We start from the raw sequence: 20,077 nt of genomic DNA on the forward strand, positions 1-20,077 counted from the left end.
TCACCGCCGCCGGACGCCGGGAAGCTCGCTCTCCGTGTGCGGGATGGGGCACGAGCAGGTGACCACCATCGGGCGGGCCCGCACCGGCCGTTGGATCACCGTCGACACGGGTTCGCGTCACCTGCACACCTTCCGGGCGAAGTTGGCGTACGCGCCGGCCGTGCTGCGACGGGCCGACGCGATCGCGGTGCGCCCGCAGACCCGGGAGGAGACCGAGGAGCCGGCCGCGCTGCTGGAGCGGCTCGCCGCCACGTACCGCGAGACCCGCCACGGCGCGCCGCACCCCACGCCGTGCCTCTGTCACACGTGTCTGGTCACCCCAGCGTGAGCCGGGGCTTCGGTCCATCGGTACGGCCGGTGGGCGGGGTGCGGCTGCCCGCGCCGTACGGGAGGGGCCAGGGCGCACCCGGCCCCGTGTAGCCCTGTTCGGCCGCCGCGTGGAGGGCCCAGTGCGGGTCGTACAGGTGGGGGCGGGCCAGGGCGCAGAGGTCGGCGCGGCCCGCCAGGAGCAGGGAGTTGACGTCGTCCCAGGAGGAGATCGCGCCGACCGCGATGACGGGGACGTCCACGGTGTTGCGGATCCGGTCGGCGTACGGGGTCTGGTAGGAGCGGCCGTACTCGGGGCGCTCCTCGGGCACGACCTGGCCGGTGGAGACGTCGATGGCGTCGGCCCCGTGCCCGGCGAAGGCGCGGGCGATCGTGACGGCGTCCTCGGCGTCGGTGCCGCCCTCGGCCCAGTCGGTGGCGGAGATCCGGACGGTCATCGGCCGTTCCTGCGGCCAGACTTCGCGCACGGCGTCGAAGACGTCGAGGGGGAACCGGAGCCGGCCCGCCAGGGATCCACCGTAGGCGTCGGTGCGGTGGTTGGTGAGCGGGGAGAGGAAGCCGGAGAGCAGATAGCCGTGGGCGCAGTGCAGTTCGAGGAGGTCGAAGCCGGAGTCGGCGGCGCGCCGGGCGGCCGCCACGAACTGCTCGCGTACGGCCTCCAGTCCGGCCCGGTCCAACTCGGCCGGTACCTGGCTGACGCCCGGGGCGTACGGGAGTGGGGAGGCGGCCGTCAGGGGCCAGTTACCGCTGTCCAGGGGCTGGTCGATGCCCTCCCACATCAGTCTCGTGGAGCCCTTGCGGCCGGAGTGACCGAGCTGGACGCCGATGGCGGCGCCGGGGGCCGAAGTGTGGACGAAGTCGGTGATCCGCCGCCAGGCCAGGGCCTGTTCGTCGCTCCACAGGCCCGTGCAGCCGGGGGTGATGCGGCCCTCGGGGCTGACGCAGACCATCTCGGTCATGGTGAGCCCCGCGCCGCCGAGCGCGCGGGCCCCGAGGTGGACGAGGTGGAAATCGCCGGGGAGTCCGTCGGTGGCGGAGTACATGTCCATGGGTGAGACGACGACGCGGTTGCGCAGCTCCAGACCGCGCAGCCGGAACGGGGTGAACATCGGCGGGGTGCCGGGCGGGCAGCCGAACTCCTCCTCGACGGCGGCGGTGAACGAGGCGTCGCGCAGCCGGAGGTTGTCGTGGGTGACCCGGCGGCTGCGGGTGAGCAGGTTGAACGCGAAGCGCCGGGGCGGCTGGTCGACGTAGTGGGCCAGCTCCTCGAACCAGCGCAGGCTGGCCGCGGCGGCGCGCTGCGTCGAGGCGACGACCGGGCGGCGCTCGGCCTCGTACGCCGTCAACGCGGACGGAAGGTCGGGCTGTTCCTCGATGCAGGCGGCTAGCGCAAGGGCGTCCTCGACGGCGAGCTTGGTGCCGGAGCCGATGGAGAAGTGGGCGGTGTGGGCCGCGTCGCCGATGAGCACGATGTTGCCTTGGGACCAGCGGGAGTTGGTGACCGTACGGAAGGCGAGCCAGGAGGACCGGTTGGAGCGCAGGGGGCGGCCGTCGAGGGCCTCGGTGAAGAACTTGGCGCAGCGGGTGGTGGATTCGGCCGCGTCGCAGGTGTCGAGTCCGGCGGCGCGCCACACCTCCTCGCTCATCTCGACGATGACGGTGGAGGCATCGGCGGCGTAGGGGTAGCCGTGCAACTGCATGACGCCGTAGGGCGTTTCGGCGATCTCGAAGCGGAAGGCGCCGAGCGTGAAGTCGGCGGCGAGCCAGATGTAGCGGTTGCGGTGTTCGGTGATGCCCGGGCCGAAGGCGTCGGCGTGCGCCGCACGGGTGGCGCTGTGCACCCCGTCGGCGGCGATGACCAGGTCGTGGTGGGCGGCCAGCTCGGCGGCGGGCGGGGCCGGGGTGCGGAAGCGGAGGTCGACGCCGAGGCCGGCGCAGCGCTCGTGCAGGATCTCCAGGAGCCGGCGGCGGCCGAGGGCGGCGAAGCCGTGCCCGCCGGAGGTGTGGGTGCGGCCGCGGTGGGCGATGTCGATGGTGTCCCAGCGGACGAACTCGCGGCTGATGGCGCGGTACACCTCGGGGTCGGCGTGCTCGATGCCGCCGAGGGTCTCGTCGGAGAGGACGACGCCGAAGCCGAAGGTGTCGTCGGGGGCGTTGCGCTCGAAGACGGTGACCTCGCGGTCCGGGTCGAGCCGTTTGAGCAGGGACGCGGCGTAGAGCCCGCCGGGGCCGCCGCCGATGACCGCGATGCGCCGCACGGACGGTCCGCCGCCCGCCACGGCTACCGCCCCTGCCACTTCGGGGGCCGCTTCTCGGTGAAGGCGGCGTGGAACTCGGCGTAGTCCTCGCCGTGCATCAGGAGGGCCTGGGTGTTGGCGTCCAGCTCCAGGGAGGCGGCGAGCGGCATGTCCAGCTCGGCGGTGAGCAGGGCCTTGGTCTGGGCGAGCGCGAGGGCAGGGCCGTCGGCGAGGCGGCGGGCCAGCTCGGCGGCGCGTTCGTCGGCCTTCCCCTCCTCGGCCAGCTCGCTGATCAGGCCGATCCGCTCCGCCTCGGGGGCGCGGACCGCGTCGCCGAGCATCAGGAGGCGGGTGGCGTGGCCGAGGCCGACGACCCGGGGCAGCAGGTAGGCCGCACCCATGTCGCCGCCGGAGAGGCCGACCCGGGTGAAGAGGAAGGCGAAGCGGGCCGAGGGATCGGCGACCCGGAAGTCGGCGGCGAGGGCCAGGACGGCCCCGGCACCCGCCGCGACACCGTGAACGGCGGCGACGACGGGGAAGGGGCACTCCCGCAGGGCCCGGACGACCTGTCCGGTCATCCGGTTGAAGTCGAGGAGCTGTGCGGTGTCCATGGCCAGGGTGGCGCCGATGATCTCGTCGACGTCGCCGCCGGAGCAGAAGCCGCGCCCCTCCCCGGCGAGGACGAGGGCGCGGACGGAGCGCTCCCGGGAGAGCTCGGCGAGAAGGTCCCGCAGATCGGCGTAGGCGCCGAAGGTGAGCGCGTTGAGTTTTTCGGGGCGGGAGAATGTGACGGTTGCCACACCGTCGTCCCGGGTCAGCCGGAGATGACGCCATTCCTCGGTGCTCGGGGCCGAGCTGGGAAACGGGCTCATGGAGGGGTCCCCTTCAGCGATCGGGCTGGTGCCGGCCGTGCGCGGGTCGCGTTCCGCCTCCGAAGTTATCACTCAAGCGTGACTGCCGTCACGAGGTCGCAATACAGCATCCATGAGACCGTTGTGGCGAAAGTCCCCTTTGCTCCGGTCGACCGCCCCTATGGCTGGGCCGGAGCGGTTCGTAAGGTTGAAACCAGGAAGTCTCGCCACGAGTACGACGTGAACCAGAGAAGATGCCTGCCCGAGGGCCGAGACCTCCCGCTTCAGGTAGACCCGCTCCCGAACGGAAACCCTGCCGTGCCGCCCGATGTCCCCGTCCCTGCTTCCTGGCGCATCGCCCTGCCGCACTCCACCGCGGCCGTGCCGATCGCCCGGGCTCTCATCCGTACGGCCCTGTCGGACATCGACGCCCCGGCCGACAGCGACACCGCTGAACTGCTGACCGCCGAACTGGTGGCCAACGCGGTCGAGCACACCCTGGGCGGCGAGCCCATCGAGCTGGTCGTGGAGCTGCTGCCCACCGGCTGCCAGGTCGAGGTGCACGACCGCGACCCCGCCCCGCCGGGCGACCTGTCCCGGCCGCAGCCGGGCTTCGAGGTCGATCCCTGGCAGGAGCACGGCCGCGGCCTGCTGCTGATCCGGACCCTCAGCTCCGCGTGCGGTCACCGCACCACGGAGCACGGCAAGGCCGTCTGGTTCACGCTTCCGGCGATACCGGCGCAGCCGGGTCCGTCGCCGGGGAGCTGACCAGCCGGGAGCGCTTGCGGCCGTAGCCGGCGTAGAGGAGCGAGCCGACGGCCAGGAAGACCGCGAACTGGACCCAGGTCGTCCAGCCGGTCCCGTACATCAGATACAGGCAGAAGGCGACGCCCAGCAGCGGGCTGACCGGGTAGAGCGGGACCCGGAAGGACCGCTTCAGCTCGGGGTTGCGGCGGCGGAGCACCACCACCGCGACGTTGACGGCGACCATCGTGGCGAGCGTGCCGATGGTCGTCAGGTTCACGACGACGTCGAGCGAGACGAAGGCGGCCGGGACCGCGAAGACGCAGGCGACGATCCAGGTGTTGGCGACCGGGGTGTGGGTCGTGGGAGAGACCCGTTCGAAGACGCGCGGAATGAGTCCGTCGCGGGACATCGACATCAGGATGCGGGTCTGCCCGTACATCACGGCGAGCACCACCGAGGCGATGGCGACGACCGCGCCGAAGGCGATGATGCCACCGCCCACCGAGGAGTCGGTGACCTCGTTGACGGCGATCGAGAGAGCGGCGCTCTTGTTCGCCACGTCGTCCGAGCCGATCGCGCCGATGGCGGAGAGAGCCACGGCACAGTAGAGCAGGGTGACGACGCCGATGCAGATCAGGATGGCGATCGGGATGTTGCGGCGGGGGTTCTTGACCTCTTCGCCGGCGGTGGTGATGGCGTCGAAGCCGATGTAGGAGAAGAACGCGAGCGAGGCGCCCGCGGTGATCCCGCCCAGCCCGTGGGTGGCGAACGGCATGAGGTTGTCGTCCTGGAACGCGCTGAACGCCACCGCGCAGAACGCGACCAGGATGCCGATCTTGAGGACCGCCATGGCGGCGGTGGCCGTGGCGCTCTCGCGGACGCCGCGCACCAGCAGGGTGGCGGCCATGGCGATCACGACGACCGCGGGCAGGTTGACCACACCGCCGTCACCGGGCCCGGAGGACAGGGCGGCGGGCAGTTCCCAGCCGAAGATGCTGTTCAGCAGCTCGTTGACGTACTGGCTCCAGCCCACCGCGACGGCGGAGACCGAGACGCCGTACTCCAGCAGCAGGCACCAGCCGACGAGGAAGGCGGTGCGCTCGCCGAGCGCCGCGTACGCGAAGGAGTACGAGCTTCCGGAGACCGGGATGGCGCTGCCCAGCTCCGCGAAGGAGAGGGCGGTGAAGATGCAGGTGATCGCCGCGAGGACGAAGGAGATCACGACGGCGGGGCCGGCCTCGGCGACGCTGTCGGAGAGCCCGACGAAGATGCCGGTGCCGACGATAGCGCCGACCCCGAAGCAGACGAGCTGGAAGAGGCCCATCGTGCGTTTGAGGCCGTGGCCCTCCAGGTCGCCGCCGGATTCGGCGATGAGCCGCTCGGGGCTCTTGCGGCGCAGGCCCGACAGGTGGGGGCCGGCGGGCTTCGGGGTGCCGGATCGCGGCAGACCGGTGCTCATGCGGGACGTTCTCATCTCTGGTGGTGCAGTGGGGGGACGGCCCGTGCGCCGGGGTGCGGCGGCACAGGTATGGGGTTCGACCCTGCGGGGGTCTCCCCGGGTCCGAACCCCACCAAGAGCCGACATCGTAGCCACCGGCACGCATGTTCACCCAATCGGGCGCATGAGCATGCGAACCCCTGCCCCGTATCCGTACCGAGCGCGCCCTTGCGGGCGCTACTTTCCGGCGAGCGTCGCCACCAGGACGGCCTTGATCGTGTGCATCCGGTTCTCCGCCTGGTCGAAGACGACGGAGTGCGGCGACTCGAAGACCTCGTCGCTGACCTCCAGCTCCGTCAGCCCGTACCGGGCGTGGATGTCCCGGCCGACCTGGGTGCCGAGGTCGTGGAAGGCCGGCAGGCAGTGCAGGAACTTCACGTCCGGGTTGCCGGTGGCCCGCAGGACGTCCATCGTCACGGCGTAGGGCCCGAGGGCGGCGATGCGCTCGGCCCAGACCTCCTTGGGCTCCCCCATGGAGACCCAGACGTCGGTGGCGACGAAGTCGGCGCCCGCGACGCCCTGGGCCACATCGCCGGTGAGGGTGATCTTCGCGCCGCTGACCTCGGCGAGCTTCCGGGCCTGCGCCACGACCGTCTCGTCCGGCCAGTACGCCTCGGGGGCGACGATCCGGACGTCCAGGCCGAGCAGGGCGCCGGTGATCAGGTAGGAGTTGCCCATGTTGAAGCGGGCGTCGCCGAGGTAGGCGAAGGCCGTCCCCGCGAGGGGCCCCTCGCGGCACTCGGTCATGGTGAGGACGTCGGCGAGCATCTGGGTGGGGTGCCAGTCGTCGGTGAGCCCGTTGAAGACCGGCACGCCGCCGTGCGCGGCCAGCTCCTCGACGGCCTGCTGACTGTCGCCCCGGTACTCGATCCCGTCGAACATCCGACCGAGCACCCGGGCGGTGTCCTTCACGGACTCCTTGTGGCCCATCTGGGAGCCCGCGGGGTCGAGGTAGGTGGTGAAGGCGCCCTGGTCGGCGGCGGCGACCTCGAACGCGCAGCGCGTCCGGGTCGAGGTCTTCTCGAAGATCAGCGCGATGTTCTTCCCGCGCAGCCGCTGGACCTCGGCCCCGGCCTTCTTGGCCGCCTTGAGCTCGGCGGCCAGCGCGACCAGGCCGAGAAACTCCTCGGAGGTGAAGTCCAGCTCCTTGAGGAAGTGGCGGCCGGTGAGGTCTATGGCCATGATGACTGCTCCTGGGTCGGACGGGGATCGGCGCACTGCGCGCGGCAGGGCTGGAAGTCTATACGATGCCTCGCATCTCTATACAGGTCCATGGGGTCGCCTTACGCCGGCCGCTCATGCCACGGGGTCCCGCTCCACCGGGCAGCTCATACAGCGCGGCCCGCCCCGCCCCCGGCCCAGCTCGCTGCCCCGGATCTCGATCACCTCGATGCCCTGCTTGCGCAGATAGGTGTTGGTGGTGGCGTTCCGCTCGTACGCGACGACCACGCCGGGCTCGACCGCGAGCACGTTGCAGCCGTCGTCCCACTGCTCGCGCTCGGCCGCGTGCACGTCCTGGGTGGCGGTGAGCACCCGGATCGCGTCGAGGCCGAGGGCGGCGGCGATGGCGCGGTGCATGTGCTCGGGCGGATGGTCGGTGACCTTCAGCTCGCGGGGGCCGCTGCCGGGCTCGATGGTGTACGAGCGGAGCATGCCGAGACCGGCGTACTGCGTGAACGTGTCGCCGTCCACCATCGTCATCACCGTGTCCAGGTGCATGAACGCGCGAGCCTTGGGCATGTCGAGCGCCACGATCGTGCGCGCCGAACCGGCGTCGAAGAGCCCGCGGGCCAGCATCTCCACCGCCTGCGGCGTGGTGCGCTCGCTCATCCCGATCAGGACCGCGCCCTGTCCGATGACCAGGACGTCGCCGCCTTCGATGGTGGAGGGGTAGTCGTCCTGCCCCTCCGACCAGTGGTGGAAGACGCCCGCCTCCGGTCCGGTGAAGAGCGGGTGGTGGCGGTAGATCGCCTCGAAGTGGACGGTCTCGCGCTGCCGGGCGGGCCAGCGCATGGCGTTGATGGAGACCCCGTCGTAGATCCAGGCCGAGGTGTCCCGGGTGAAGAGGTGGTTGGGGAGCGGACCGAGGAGGAAGTCGTCCAGGTCCATCACGTGGAAGCGGACGGAGGTCGGTTCGCTGTACCGCTCCAGGAACTCCCGCTTGGTCATGCCGCCGACCAGCGCCTCCGCCAGCTCGGCAGCGGACAACTGCTCGAAGGCGGCCCGCAGATGCTCGGTGGCGAGCGGGCCGTACTCCTTCTCGTCGAAGACCCGGTCGAGCACGAGCCGCCGCGCGACCGGGATATCGAGGGACTCGCGCAGCAGATCCCCGAAGAGGTGCACGGCGACCCCCCGGTCGCGCAGGACGTCGGCGAACCCGTCGTGCTCCTCCCGGGCGCGGCGCACCCACAGGACGTCGTCGAACAGGAGCGCGTCCTTGTTCCTGGGGGTGAGCCGCTTCAGCTCCAGATCGGGGCGGTGGAGTATGACGCGGCGCAGCCGCCCGGCTTCGGAGTCGACATGGAATCCCATGCCTTCATCCTCACCGCGCGGAGCACCGTTCACCCGGCGAATCGCCTACCGGTTGGATCGCCCGCCGTCAGAGCCGGGGGTCCACCGGCTCCGACTCCAGGGCCAGGACGGCGAACACCGCCTCGTGGACCCGCCACAGCGGTTCGCCCTCCGCCAGCCGGTCCAGCGCCTCCAGACCGAGCGCGTACTCCCGCAGCGCGAGCGAGCGCTTGTGGCCGAGGAACCGGGAGCGCAGGCGCTCCAGATTCTCCGGGCGGGTGTACTCGGGGCCGTAGATGATGCGGAGATACTCCCGGCCCCGCACCTTGATGCCGGGCTGGACGAGGCGGCCCTTGGCGTCCCGGACGAGGGCACCGAGGGGCTTGACGACCATGCCCTCGCCGCCGCGCCCGGTCATCTCCAGCCACCAGTCCACACCCGCGCGGACCGAGGCTTCGTCGCCGGTGTCGACGACGAGCCTGCGGGTGACCTGGAGCAGCCCGGTCGGGTCGTGCTCCACGAGCAGGTCGAGCCAGGCGAGCTGCTCGTCGTGCGGGACGGCGGCCAGGGAGCGGCCCTGGACGGCGAGGATCTGGAAGGGGGCCAGGCGCACCCCCTCCAGCCCCTCGGTGGGCCAGCAGTAGCGCCGGTACGCCTCGGTGAACGCGGCGGCGTCCTGCGCGCGAGCCCGCTGGTGTCCGGCGAGGCCCGCCACCTCCACGCCCCGGGAGGCCGCCTGCTCCAGGGCGGCGACGGCCGGCGGGAAGACGGCGCCGGACGCGGCGCCGACGGCGGCGTACTGCGAGCGCAGCAGCCCACCCGCCTTCAGCGACCACGGCATCAGCTCGGCGTCCAGGAGCACCCAGTCGGTGTCCCACTCCGCCCAGAGTCCGGCGGCGGTGACGGCGCTGCGGAGCCGGGCCAGGACCTCTTCGGTCATGGCCGGGTCGTCCAGGAAGGGGCGGCCGGTGCGGGTGTACAGCGCGCCGGTGGGGCCCGCCGTGCCGAACCGCGCGGTGGCCGCCTCCGCGTCCTTGCAGACCAGGGCGACGGCCCGGGAGCCCATGTGCTTCTCCTCGCACACGACCCGCTCGACTCCGTCCGCCGCGTACTGCGCGAACGCCTCGGCCGGGTGCTCCAGGAAGCCGTCCTCGCGGGAGGTGGCAGTGGGGGCCATCGTGGGCGGCAGGTAGGCGAGGAGCTGCGGGTCGACGGCGAACCGGCTCATGACTTCGAGCGCGGCGGCTGCGTTCTCCTCGCGCACGGCGACGCGCCCCATGTGCCGGGTCTCCACGACCCGGCGGCCCTGGACGTCGGCGATGTCCAGCGGCCGGCCCTCCCTGCCTCCGGGCGCCTCGGTCACCAGCGGCTTGACCGGCTCGTACCAGACCTTCTCGGCGGGTACGTCGACGAGTTCACGCTCGGGCCAGCGCAGCGCGGTCATCTTCCCGCCGAAGACGGCGCCGGTGTCCAGGCAGATGGTGTTGTTGATCCAGGAGGTGGTGGGGACGGGGGTGTGGCCGTAGACCACGGTGGCGCGGCCCCGGTACTCCTCGGCCCACGGGTAGCGCACGGGCAGGCCGAACTCGTCGGTCTCGCCGGTGGTGTCCCCGTACAGCGCGTGCGAGCGGACCCGGCCGGAGGTGCGGCCGTGGTACTTCTCGGGCAGCCCGGCGTGACAGACCACCAGCTTGCCCTCGTCCAGGACGTAGTGGCTGACCAGGGAGTCGATGAACTCCCGTACCTGCCCCCGGAACTCGGGGTGCTCGGCGTCCTCGCGCTCCAGCTGCTCGACGGTCTCGGCGAGCCCGTGGGTGAGCTGGACCTTGCGGCCCGCGAGATAGCGGCCGAGCTTGTTCTCGTGGTTGCCGGGGACGCACAGGGCGTCGCCCGACGCCACCATGGACATCACGCGGCGCAGCACTCCGGGGCTGTCGGGGCCCCGGTCGACGAGGTCGCCGACGAACACGGCGGTGCGCCCCTCGGGGTGGGCACCGTCCGTGTAACCGAGCTTGCCGAGCAGGGTCTCCAGCTCGGAGCTGCAGCCGTGGATGTCCCCGATGATGTCGAACGGCCCGGTGAGGTGGCGCAGGTCGTTGTAGCGGCGCTCCAGGACCACTTCGGCGCGCTCGGCCTCCTCCTCCGTGCGCAGGACGTGCACCTTGCGGAAGCCCTCGCGCTCCAGGCCGCGCAGCGAGCGCCGCAGCTCGCGGCGGTGCCGCTGGATGACGTGGCGGGGCATGGAGGCGCGGTCCGGGCGGGCCGCGTTGCGGGCGGCGCAGACCTCCTCGGGGAGGTCCAGGACGATGGCGATGGGCAGGACGTCGTACTTCCTGGCCAGCTGGACGAGCTGCTTGCGGCTCTCGGACTGGACACTGGTGGCGTCGATGACGGTGAGCCGCCCGGCCTCCAGTCGCTTGCCCGCGATGTAGTGCAGGACGTCGAAGGCGTCGCGACTGGCGCTCTGGTCGTTCTCGTCGTCGGCGACCAGGCCCCGGCAGAAGTCCGAGGAGATGACCTCGGTCGGCTTGAAGTGCTTGCGGGCGAAGGTGGACTTGCCCGATCCGCTGGCGCCGATGAGAACGACGAGGGAGAGGTCGGTCACCGGCAGGGTGCGCACGGGGCTCGGTGCGGCGGCGGTGGCCCGGCCGACGGCCTCGGCGGCCTCGGCGGCCTCCGCGCCGGTGGTGCTGTGGTCGCTGTTCATGCGGCTTCCGCCTCCTTCTTCTTCTCGGTCTGCTCGGTCTTGTCGGTCTGCTCGGTGGTGCGGGTGAACACGGCCATCTGGGTCGGCGGCCCCACCTCGGGGTCGTCCGGCCCGACCGGCTCGTACCGGACGGTGTAGCCGTGCCGTTCGGCCACCTGCCCGGCCCAGTCCCGGAATTCGGCGCGGGTCCATTCGAAGCGGTGGTCGCCGTGCCGGACGTGTCCGGCCGGGAGGGTCTCCCAGCGCACGTTGTACTCGACGTTCGGCGTGGTCACGAGCACGGTCCCCGGTCGTGCCGCGCCGAACACCGCGTACTCCAGGGCGGGCAGCCGGGGCAGATCCAGGTGCTCGACGACCTCGCTGAGCACGGCGGCGTCATATCCGGCGAGCCGCTTGTCGGTGTAGGTCAGCGAGCCCTGCCGCAGGGTGACCCGGTCGGCCCGGCGCTCCCCCATCCGGTCCAGCTTGAGCCGCCGCGAGGCGATGGTGAGGGCACGCATCGAGACGTCGACGCCCACGATCTCGGTGAACCGCACGTCCTTGAGGAGCGCCTGCACCAACTGGCCCTGCCCGCAGCCGAGGTCGAGCACCCGGCTCGCCCCGGCGGCGCGCAGCGCGTCGAGGATCGCGGTGCGCCGCTGCGCGGCGAGCGGGACCGGCTTCTCCTCGGTGTCGGTGCTCTCGTCCACCGCGTTGTCGACGCTGTCCACGTCGAGGTCGTCCGACTCGGCGAGCCGGACCAGCTCCAGGGCCTGGTCGGCCTGGCGGGTGAGCCCCCAGCGGTGGGACAGATAGCGCCGGGTGATCAGCGGCCGCTCGGGGTGGTCGGCCAGCCAGCCCTCCCCGGCCCGCAGCAGCTTGTCCACCTCGTCGGGCGCGACCCAGTAGTGCTTGGCGTCGTCGAGCACCGGCAGCAGGACATAGAGCTGCCGCAGCGCGTCGGCGAGCCGCAACTCGCCCTCCAGCAACAGCCGTACGTAGCGCGAGTCGCCCCACGCGGGGAACTCCTCGTCCAGCGGCACGGCCGTGGCCTCGACCCGCTCCCAGCCGAGCGGCGCGAACAGCTTGTGCACCAGCTCGACGCCGCCCCGGGCGGGCAGGGCGGGCACCTCGATCCGCAGCGGCAGCGGGCTCTCGGCCCGCTCGGGCATGGCCCGGCAGACACCGCCGAGCGCGGACTTGAACACGGCGGAGATGGCGACCGACACCAGCGAGGACGCCGCGTAGGGACGGTCGTTGACATACTGCGCGAGCGCCGCGTCGGGCGCGCCTCCCCGGCCCTTGCCCTTGCCGCGCCGCACCAGCGCCACCGGATCCACCTCCAGCAGGAGTGCGGCCGTGCAGCGCTCGGCGGACGCTTCGGGATAGAAGACGTGCGCGGTGCCGTGCGAGGTGGAGAACGTCTGCGCCTTGTCGGGATGCTTGTGCAGCAGGAAGCCCAGATCCGTGGCGGGGCGTTCAGGGGTGCCGGTCGTACCGATTGTCAGGAACACCTGTCCGAGTATGATCCTCGCCCCTTGCCCCCACCAGGCATTTTCGCCCGCTTGTCTACTGCACCGGCTTCTCCGGCTCCCCCGGCTCCTCCAAAAGACCGGCCAGCTCGGCCATGAGGTCAGGACCCACCCGGCAGCAACCCCCGACGAGGCGGGCCCCGGCCCGCGTCCAGGCCCGCACCCTGCCCGGGTCGAAGGTGGAGCGCCCGGTCCACCCCCGCGCCCCGGCGTCCCAGCCCTCGCCGCTGTTCGGATAGACCACGGCGGGCCGGCCCGTGACCGCCGCCGCCAGCTCCACCGCCTCATGCGCCTCGTCCGGGTCGCAGCAGTTGACCCCGACCGCGATGACGGACTTCCGCCCGGCCGCCACCGCGAACGCCTCATCCAACGGCTGGCCGGCCCGGGTCCGGCCACCGGCCACGCTGTAGGAGAGCCAGTACGGCAGTCCGGTCTCCTCGGCCACCCGGACCAGAGCCTCGGCCTCGTCCAGGTCCGGCACGGTCTCCAGCGCCAGGACATCGGGCCCGGCCGCCGCGAGCGCCGCCACGCGGGGGCGGTGGAAACGCTCCAGCTCACCGACGCTCAGCCCGTAACGCCCCCGGTACTCGCTGCCGTCCGCGAGCATCGCCCCGTACGGTCCGACGGACGCGGCGACCCAGGTCTCCCGCCCGGGGCCCGCCCGGCGCGCCGCGTCGGCGGCGCCCCGGGCCAGCTGCACGCTGCGGGCGAGCAGGGCCTCGGTCCCGGACCGGTCGAGCCCGTATCTCCCGAACCCTTCGAACGTGGCCTGATAGCTGGCCGTGATGAGCACCCGCGCCCCGGCCCGGAGGTAGGCGAGGTGGGCGGCCTCGATCTGTTCCGGCGCGTCGGCCAGCAGCCGGGCCGACCACAGCGCGTCGGACAGATCGCAGCCCTGCGCCTCCAGCTGGTTGGAAAGCCCGCCGTCCAGCAGGACGGGTCCGGCGTCCAGCGCGTCGGCGAGCGTACTGCCCGTGCTCGCGGCCACCTCAGCCTCCTCAGTCAGGTCAGGTCAGGTCAGGTCAGCTGGGACTGGATCTGCGAGGAGATCAGTTCCAGATGGTCCAGGTCGTCCAGGTCGAGGATCTGGAGGTAGATCCTCGACGAGCCGATCGCCCCGTAGCGGCCGATCTTGTCGACCACCTCGGCGGGCGATCCGGCCAGGCCGTTCGCCTTGAGCTCCTCCACATCCCGGCCGATGGCCGCCGCGCGCCGGGCGACCTCGGCGTCGTCCTTGCCCGTGCAGACGATCAGCGCGTTGGAGTACACGAGGTCGTCCGGCGAGCGCCCGTGCGCCTGCGCGGCGGCCCGGACCCGGCCGAACTGCTTCTCGCTGTCCTCCAGCGAGGCGAACGGGATGTTGAACTCGTCCGCGTACTGCGCGGCGAGGCGGGGGGTGCGCGTCGCCCCGTGGCCGCCGATCAAAACGGGCACCTTGGCCTGGGCGGGCTTGGGCAGCGCGGGCGAGTCGGTGAGCTGGTAGTAGGTCCCGTCGTAGCTGAAGGTCTTGCCGACCTCCGTCGCCCACAGCCCGGTGACGATCGCGAGCTGCTCCTCCAGGCGGCCGAACTTCTCCTTCGGGAACGGGATGCCGTAGGCCTTGTGCTCCTCCTCGAACCAGCCCGCGCCCAGGCCCAGTTCGATCCGGCCGCCGGACATCTGGTCGACCTGGGCCACCTGGATGGCCAGCACTCCCGGAAGCCGGAACGTGCCGGCGGTCATCAGCGTGCCGAGGCGGATCCGCCGGGTCTCGCGCGCCAGTCCGGCCAGGGTGATCCAGGCGTCCGTCGGTCCGGGCAGACCGTCGCCGGAGCCCATGCGGAGATAGTGGTCGGAGCGGTAGAAGGCGTCGAAGCCCAGGTCCTCCGTGGCCTTGGCGACGGTGAGCAAGGTGTCGTAGTCGGCCCCCTGCTGGGGCTCGGTGAAGATGCGAAGATCCATGCCTCCATCCTGCCTCCCCCGAGGCCGTCGTCCGGCCCTTGCCTCCCCCGGAACCCGTGCCTTCCCTCATCGGGGCCGGCGCCACCCCCTCGGAGCACCTCAGAGCCCGTGCCTCCGCTCAGGGCCCTGCGGCCGACGGTGCGGGGCCGCGTATGCCGTACGGGCCGTCGCGCTCCCTCGCCCGCTCCGGCTCCCGCTCCCTTTCCGCCAGGCGTCTCAGCATCCCGTGCACGCGGTCCAGTGATTCGTCCGCCGCGTCCATGGCCTCGATGCACTGCCAGTACAGCCCGTCCTCCCCCGTGTCGCAGGCCACCCCGACCAGAGCGATCCCGGCCTCGCCGAGCAGCAGCGCGAGCCCGGCCAGGGCGGGCCGGACCTCGCCGATCCCCGACAACTGGGCGGCCCTGGCGCCGCCGGAGATCACCGTCGGATGGTCCAGCGCCGAGCATCCGGCGCCGATCTCCCCCAGCGCCCGTGCCTCGCTCCGTAATTCCATCGGCCCGCACAGCGCCAGCCGACTGCCGACCGCCCGGGCGAGCGCCTGCGCCTGCCAGGCCTCCGCCATGACGTCCAGCGCGCCCCGGCTGTCGGCCAGAGCCCGCCGGCCCGCCTCGATGAGTCGCTCCGCTTCCATCTGTCTCCCCCGTCCGTACGAAAACCCGCTCACCTCATTCATTACCCACAGTGAGGTAGACAGCACCGTAAGGCCAGAGGAAATCGGAAATCTGTGGACACGAAGTCGAATGTGGATAACTTGATCACTCCGAAGAGTGACGATCGGGGGGTTCGGCGGCGCTCGGCAGCGGGAAGCGCTTCTCGTTCCGCTCCAACTTGGCCACCAGTGCCGCCGTCGGGTCGATGCCCAACACCTCGCAGAACTGCAGGAGATAGGCGAGCACGTCCGCCACCTCGTCGGCAACCCGGTGGGCGGATTCGGGGTTTTCCATGATCCCGGCCGACTGTTCGGGCGTCAGCCACTGGAAGACCTCCAGCAGTTCGGAGGCCTCGACGCTGAGCGCGGCCGCCAGGTTCTTCGGGGTGTGGTACTGCCCCCAGTCCCGCGCCGCCGCGAACGCGGCCAGCCGACGCTGGAGTTCTGCCACATCGATGTCCGTCACAGCACCAGGTCTATCACCGGCCACCGACAGTGCCTCCCGCGCGGCTCCCGCACATCGCGGGCTCCTGGCGGAGGCGAGGTCGGCGGTCCGGAACCGGCTGCCGCCGCCCCGGCCGCCGCCCCCAGTGCCGCTTGCTACGACTGGGCGAGGCCCGCGGGCGTGACCCCCTCGACCTCCATGCCCACCGGTGCGAGCAGGAAGACGTTGCGGTCGACGCGGTGCATACCGCTGCCCAGACCGAAGACCACACCGCTGCTGAAGTCGAGGATCCGCTTCGCCACGTCCGTTTCCGCCGCCGTCAGGTCGAGCAGCACCGGAACCTGGGCGACGAGGTACTCGGCGACCTCCCGGGCGTCCGCGAAGACCTGCACCCGCAGGACGACGAGGCGGCGCTGTTCGGCGGCGCGCTCGTCGGGGACGGTGCGGTGGTCGATCCGGGACGGCCACTCGTCACGGCCGCGCAGGGGTACGACCTGGGCGAGCCCCTCCCACTGCTCGTCGGTGGCGTCGTATCTGTCATACCTGTCGTACCTGCTCACCGGTTCACCCCGTCGTCGAGCCGGTCGGATGGGCACCGGCTGCACTCACTGTTCATCGGGCAATCCTCTCGCCCCTCACCCGTTCGGCGTACCAGCGACACGGCGAAGTCCGCGTCCGTGTCGCATCCGATACCCGTCAGGCATCGGTTCATGGCGGCCGGGCCCGTCAGACCGTGATGACCTGGACCCCCGCCTCGCCGAACCGGTCCCTGGCCTCCGCCCCGATGTGGGAGTCGGTGACCAGGACGTCGACGAGGCCCAGGTCGCAGACGCGCGCGAAGGCCCGCTTGCCGATCTTCGACGAGTCGGCCGCCACCACCACCCGCTGGGCCCGTTCCGCGAGCAGCCGGTTGACGCTGGCCTCGCCCTCGTGGTGGACGTACGCGCCGCGCTCGATGTCGATGGCGTTCACCCCGAGGACGGCGACGTCGAGCGTGATCTCGTTCATCACGCCGACGGCGAGCGGGCCCGTCAGCTCGTACGACTGGGGCCTGGCGACGCCGCCCGTCACGACCATCTTGATCTGCGGGCGGATCGCCAGCTCGCTCGCGATGTTGAGGGCGTTGGTCACCACGGTCAGCGTCGGCTGGCCGCCCGCCACCGCCGTCTCGCCCACGATGTCCGGGCGTACCGCCAGCGCCCTGGCCACCTCGGTCACGGTCGTCCCGCCGGTCAGGCCGACGACCTCGCCGACGGCCACGAGGCCGGACACCGCGCGGCCGATGGCCTGCTTCTCCGGCGCGTGGCGGCCCGTCTTGTAGCGGAGGGCCAGTTCGTAGGAGACGCCGTGGGCGACCGCGCCGCCCCTGGTGCGGGTGAGCAGGTGCTGTTCTGCCAGCTGGTCCAGGTCGCGGCGGATGGTGGCGGCCGAGACGTCGAGCGCCGTCGCCGCCTCCTCGACGTCCACCCTGCCGTGCTTGCCGACCAGTTCCAGCAGCGCGTCCCACCGGGCGTCCCTGGACAAGAGCGTCTCCTCACCGTCCGGCGCGGGCACCGCGTTTCGCGGGAACGCGGTCGCCGGGGGCCGGACCGCCGCAAGCGTCGCACAGGGCCCGCCGGGAGCCCTCCCCCCCCCACCTGCACCTTGCTTGTTTTTGCTCGATAACTGCATGTAACGTGCAGAATTCTACACGCGGGGTGTTCGGCCCCGCTCAGCCCCCATCCCGTGGTCCACCTCGTTCCCGTGGAGTGCAGACGTGTCGTATGCCGAGACCGAGACAGCCAGTCAGCCCGCCTGCTGGCGGCGCGCCGCCGCCCTGGCCGGGGGCCCCGAGGCCGCCGCCCTGCCCGTCGCGGGCGAGCGTGTCGCGGTCGTCGGCTGCGGCACCTCCTTCTACATGGCACAGGCCTACGCCGGGCTCCGCGAGGCCTCGGGCCAGGGCGAGTCGGACGCCTTCGCCGCCTCCGAGTTCCCCTTCGGGCGCGGCTACGACCGGGTCGTCGCGCTGACCCGCTCGGGGACCACGACCGAGGTGCTGGAGCTGTTGAACCGGTTGCGCGGCACGACGCGCACGGTGGCCGTCACGGCGGATCCGCGGACCCCGGTCAGGGCGGCGGCCGACGCTCTCGTCGTCCTGGACTTCGCCGACGAACGGTCCGTCGTCCAGACCCGCTTCGCCACGACCGCCCTCACCCTGCTGCGGGCCCACCTCGGTCTGCACTCCGACGCGGTCGTCGCGGACGCGGAGGCAGCCCTCGCCGAGCCGCTCCCCGACGAACTGCTGCGGAGCACCCAGTTCTCCTTCCTCGGCCGGGGGTGGACGATCGGTCTGGCCCACGAGGCGGCGCTGAAGATGAAGGAGGCGTCGCTGTCCTGGACGGAGTCGTATCCCGCGATGGAGTACCGCCACGGCCCCATCAGCATCTCCACCACCGACACCACGACCTGGATGTTCGGCGAGGCTCCCGAGGGCCTGCCGGAGCAGGTCCGCGCCACGGGCGCCCGGTGGGTGGACGGCTCCCTCGACCCCCTGGCCGATCTCGTACGCGTCCAGCGCCTTGCCCTCGCCCGCGCGGCCGCCCGGGGGCTCGACCCCGATCTGCCGCGCCATCTGAGCCGCTCGGTGGTTCTCGACGGGGCCTGAGGCGGGGGCTGCGCGACCATGGAGGCATGCACCTGACCCTGTCCGCGGCGGCCCACCGGCTGTCGGCGGCCTCGGAGCCGCAGGGGGGCATCGCCGGCTGGGCCGCCGGTCTGGTCGAGACGTTCGGCGGGCCCGGGGCGGGTGCGGCCATCGCCCTGGAGAACGTGTTCCCGCCGCTGCCGAGCGAGGTCATCCTGCCGCTGACCGGGTTCGCCGCCTCGCAGGGCGTGCTCAGCATCGCCTCGGCGCTGTTCTGGACGACGCTGGGCTCGGTCGTGGGTGCGGTGGTGCTGTACGGCGTCGGCGCCGTGTTCGGCCGGGAGCGGATGCATGCCTGGTGGGCGAAGCTGCCGCTGGTCAAGGCCTCCGACCTGGTACGGACCGAGGCGTGGTTCGCCCGGCACGGCACCAAGGCGGTGCTGCTGGGCCGGATGGTGCCGGTGTTCCGGAGCCTGATCTCGGTACCCGCGGGTGTGGAGCGCATGCCGCTGCCGGTGTTCGTCGCGCTGACGACGACGGGCAGCCTGGTGTGGAACACGGTGCTCGTGATGGCCGGATACCTGCTCGGCGACCAGTGGGACGTCGTCGGGGCGTACGTCGGCGTCGTGTCCAAGGTCGTCCTGGGCCTGGCCGTCGTCGCCCTGGCCGTCTACGTCACGATGCGGGTCCGGGGGCGCGGACGCGAGAAGCCCTGACTCCGGGGGCGGCGCTAGCTGCACGGCCGGAGCGCAGCCCGGCCCGCCCGGTCGACGGGACACCCCGTCGGGGTGTCCCGCGTACGACCGCTCAGGGTGCGACGCAGGCGTCACTCCTCGAAGTAGGCGTCCAGGGCCTTGTCCAGCTCGGCCGGCCAGCTCTTGAGCTCGCTGCGGCTGGCCGCCTCGACCTCGGCGTTGAACCAGCGGCGGCTCGACAGGTGGACGGTCACCGTGAACCTGCGGCCGAAGCGGGCCGGGGTGGTCTCCACCGCGCCGATCTCGTCCCAGCCGAACTCGGCCTCCTGGTCGTCCAGCCGGAACCGGACGCCTTCCCGGGCGACCCGGATCGAACCGCGCCGGTCGCTGACCTCGAAAACGGGGCCATCCCCGTCCTCGGCATCGGCATCGGCCTCGGCCTGAGCTTCGGCCTCGCCGTCGACCGCCGCTTCCGGTTCCCGGTCGGCGTCGCCCTGCGCGGCCGCCGTTCCGGCCTCGTCGTCGCGGACCTCCGCCGCCTCCGGAACGGACTCCGACTCCGCTTCCGGTTCCGGCTTGCGGGTTCCGGCGGGCGCCGCCAGTCCGGGCAGGGGGATGAACGCCGGGTCGGTGCCTGCGGCGAACTCGGGCTTCTTGTTCGAATCTATGCTCTGCTCCACGGCGGGCAGTATGGTCGACGAACCTGTACGTGACCAGTCGCCACTGCTCCGGTCGGCCGATGGGGCCCGGAAATTACCGGGCGGCCACGGAGGTTGACCCTTCATGACTGAACGCCCGGGACCTCGCGCCCTGTCCGACGAAGCCCTCTCCGGCCTCCTCGGCCGACAGCAGTTCGGCACGCTCGCCACGAACAAGCGCAGCGGCCACCCCCATCTGACCACCATGGTCTACAACTGGGACCCCGAAGCCCGCATCGTGCGGTTCTCGACCACGGCCGACCGGGTCAAGATCAAGCATCTGCGGCGCGATCCCCGTGCGGCGCTGCACGTGTCGGGCGGCGACGTGTGGTCGTTCGCCGTCGCCGAAGGGGAGGCCGAGGTCTCCGGGAGCACGACGGAGCCCGGGGACGCGGTCGGGCGGGAACTGCTCGGGATGATCCCGGAGGCCGGGCGGCCCGAGGACGAAGCTGCGTTCTTCGGGGAGTTGGTGGCCGAGCGCCGGGTGGTCATCCGGCTGAAGGTGGACCGGCTCTACGGCACGGCGCTCGACGTCTGACGGCAAGAGGAGCGGCAAGAAGGGGCTGCCGGGGCCGCAGGGACAGCCCTGGCAGATCCCGGCCCCGCCAGCCCGCCCCTCGCCGCTCCTCTTGCC

At 72.0% G+C, this 20,077-nt stretch carries 18 protein-coding genes and 1 pseudogene; 5 read left to right on the forward strand and 14 right to left on the reverse strand.

Translation table 11 applies throughout. The features are described 5' to 3' along the window. Positions 1-40 precede the first annotated feature (40 nt). Positions 41-328: pseudogene (locus tag D3105_RS05495) on the forward strand (hypothetical protein); the annotation flags it as partial. Here D3105_RS05495 and D3105_RS05500 read toward each other — a convergent pair. Further along, a complete protein-coding gene (locus D3105_RS05500) occupies positions 315-2,624 on the reverse strand; it encodes a bifunctional salicylyl-CoA 5-hydroxylase/oxidoreductase (RefSeq protein WP_118900505.1) in 2,310 nt (769 codons plus the stop codon). The pseudogene D3105_RS05495 and the gene D3105_RS05500 sit on opposite strands and share 14 nt — an antisense overlap. Continuing rightward, positions 2,609-3,436, reverse strand: a complete 828-nt coding sequence (locus D3105_RS05505) for an enoyl-CoA hydratase family protein (RefSeq protein ID WP_118900507.1) — start codon at positions 3,434-3,436, stop codon at positions 2,609-2,611. The genes D3105_RS05500 and D3105_RS05505 overlap by 16 nt, the downstream gene beginning before the upstream one ends. Positions 3,437-3,733: 297 nt before the next feature. Between D3105_RS05505 and D3105_RS05510 the strand changes: the two genes are divergently transcribed. After that, positions 3,734-4,183 carry an ATP-binding protein gene (locus D3105_RS05510; protein WP_007452262.1) on the forward strand — a complete coding sequence of 150 codons (450 nt, stop codon included), beginning with the start codon at positions 3,734-3,736 and terminating at the stop codon, positions 4,181-4,183. Here the strand turns inward: D3105_RS05510 and D3105_RS05515 are convergent. The 11 genes from D3105_RS05515 to D3105_RS05565 all read right to left on the reverse strand — a co-directional run bounded on the left by D3105_RS05515 (position 4,134) and on the right by D3105_RS05565 (position 16,951). Next, a complete protein-coding gene (locus D3105_RS05515; protein WP_118900509.1) occupies positions 4,134-5,621 on the reverse strand; it encodes an amino acid permease in 1,488 nt (495 codons plus the stop codon). The two genes, D3105_RS05510 and D3105_RS05515, sit on opposite strands and share 50 nt — an antisense overlap. A 216-nt stretch (positions 5,622-5,837) precedes the next feature. Further along, positions 5,838-6,842, reverse strand: a complete 1,005-nt coding sequence (gene argF, locus D3105_RS05520) for an ornithine carbamoyltransferase (RefSeq protein WP_118900512.1) — start codon at positions 6,840-6,842, stop codon at positions 5,838-5,840. Between the two features lie 114 nt (positions 6,843-6,956). Then, positions 6,957-8,192, reverse strand: coding sequence for an arginine deiminase (locus tag D3105_RS05525; RefSeq protein WP_118900514.1), 1,236 nt, complete (start codon positions 8,190-8,192; stop codon positions 6,957-6,959). Between the two features lie 67 nt (positions 8,193-8,259). After that, entirely contained in the window at positions 8,260-10,878 is a 2,619-nt protein-coding gene (locus D3105_RS05530; RefSeq protein WP_240646813.1) for a polynucleotide kinase-phosphatase, read from the reverse strand. After that, on the reverse strand, positions 10,875-12,371 hold the full coding sequence (locus D3105_RS05535; RefSeq protein ID WP_118900516.1) for a 3' terminal RNA ribose 2'-O-methyltransferase Hen1: 1,497 nt from the start codon (positions 12,369-12,371) through the stop codon (positions 10,875-10,877). The genes D3105_RS05530 and D3105_RS05535 overlap by 4 nt, the downstream gene beginning before the upstream one ends. Before the next feature lie 55 nt (positions 12,372-12,426). Continuing rightward, positions 12,427-13,377: a homocysteine S-methyltransferase gene (gene mmuM, locus D3105_RS05540; RefSeq protein ID WP_118900518.1), complete on the reverse strand. Its 951-nt coding sequence runs from the start codon at positions 13,375-13,377 to the stop codon at positions 12,427-12,429. A gap of 29 nt (positions 13,378-13,406) precedes the next feature. Then, positions 13,407-14,330, reverse strand: coding sequence for an LLM class F420-dependent oxidoreductase (locus D3105_RS05545; protein ID WP_058954122.1), 924 nt, complete (start codon positions 14,328-14,330; stop codon positions 13,407-13,409). Between the two features lie 118 nt (positions 14,331-14,448). Continuing rightward, entirely contained in the window at positions 14,449-14,964 is a 516-nt protein-coding gene (locus D3105_RS05550) for a DUF6099 family protein (RefSeq protein ID WP_030716376.1), read from the reverse strand. A 124-nt stretch (positions 14,965-15,088) separates the two neighbouring features. Beyond that, positions 15,089-15,448: a nucleotide pyrophosphohydrolase gene (locus D3105_RS05555; RefSeq protein ID WP_118900520.1), complete on the reverse strand. Its 360-nt coding sequence runs from the start codon at positions 15,446-15,448 to the stop codon at positions 15,089-15,091. Positions 15,449-15,582: 134 nt separating this feature from the next. Beyond that, positions 15,583-15,987, reverse strand: coding sequence for a cell division protein SepF (locus D3105_RS05560; RefSeq protein WP_006128240.1), 405 nt, complete (start codon positions 15,985-15,987; stop codon positions 15,583-15,585). 166 nt (positions 15,988-16,153) lie between these two features. Further along, positions 16,154-16,951 (reverse strand): DeoR/GlpR family DNA-binding transcription regulator, encoded by a 798-nt coding sequence (locus D3105_RS05565; protein ID WP_118900533.1) that lies wholly within the window; start codon positions 16,949-16,951, stop codon positions 16,154-16,156. Between the two features lie 232 nt (positions 16,952-17,183). On the opposite strand from D3105_RS05565, the gene D3105_RS05570 reads away from it, so the two are divergent. After that, positions 17,184-18,071 (forward strand): SIS domain-containing protein, encoded by an 888-nt coding sequence (locus D3105_RS05570; RefSeq protein WP_118900522.1) that lies wholly within the window; start codon positions 17,184-17,186, stop codon positions 18,069-18,071. 26 nt (positions 18,072-18,097) lie between these two features. Next, a complete protein-coding gene (locus D3105_RS05575) occupies positions 18,098-18,766 on the forward strand; it encodes a DedA family protein (protein ID WP_118900524.1) in 669 nt (222 codons plus the stop codon). Between the two features lie 110 nt (positions 18,767-18,876). Here D3105_RS05575 and D3105_RS05580 read toward each other — a convergent pair whose 3' ends face one another. Next, positions 18,877-19,425, reverse strand: coding sequence for a hypothetical protein (locus D3105_RS05580; RefSeq protein ID WP_118900526.1), 549 nt, complete (start codon positions 19,423-19,425; stop codon positions 18,877-18,879). 103 nt (positions 19,426-19,528) lie between these two features. Between D3105_RS05580 and D3105_RS05585 the strand changes: the two genes are divergently transcribed. Then, complete coding sequence (locus D3105_RS05585) at positions 19,529-19,981, forward strand: TIGR03618 family F420-dependent PPOX class oxidoreductase (RefSeq protein WP_118900528.1); 453 nt, start codon at positions 19,529-19,531, stop codon at positions 19,979-19,981. Positions 19,982-20,077 lie beyond the last annotated feature (96 nt).

It is taken from the genome of Streptomyces globisporus, assembly GCF_003501885.1.
Classification (GTDB): Bacteria; Actinomycetota; Actinomycetes; order Streptomycetales; family Streptomycetaceae; genus Streptomyces; species Streptomyces globisporus_D.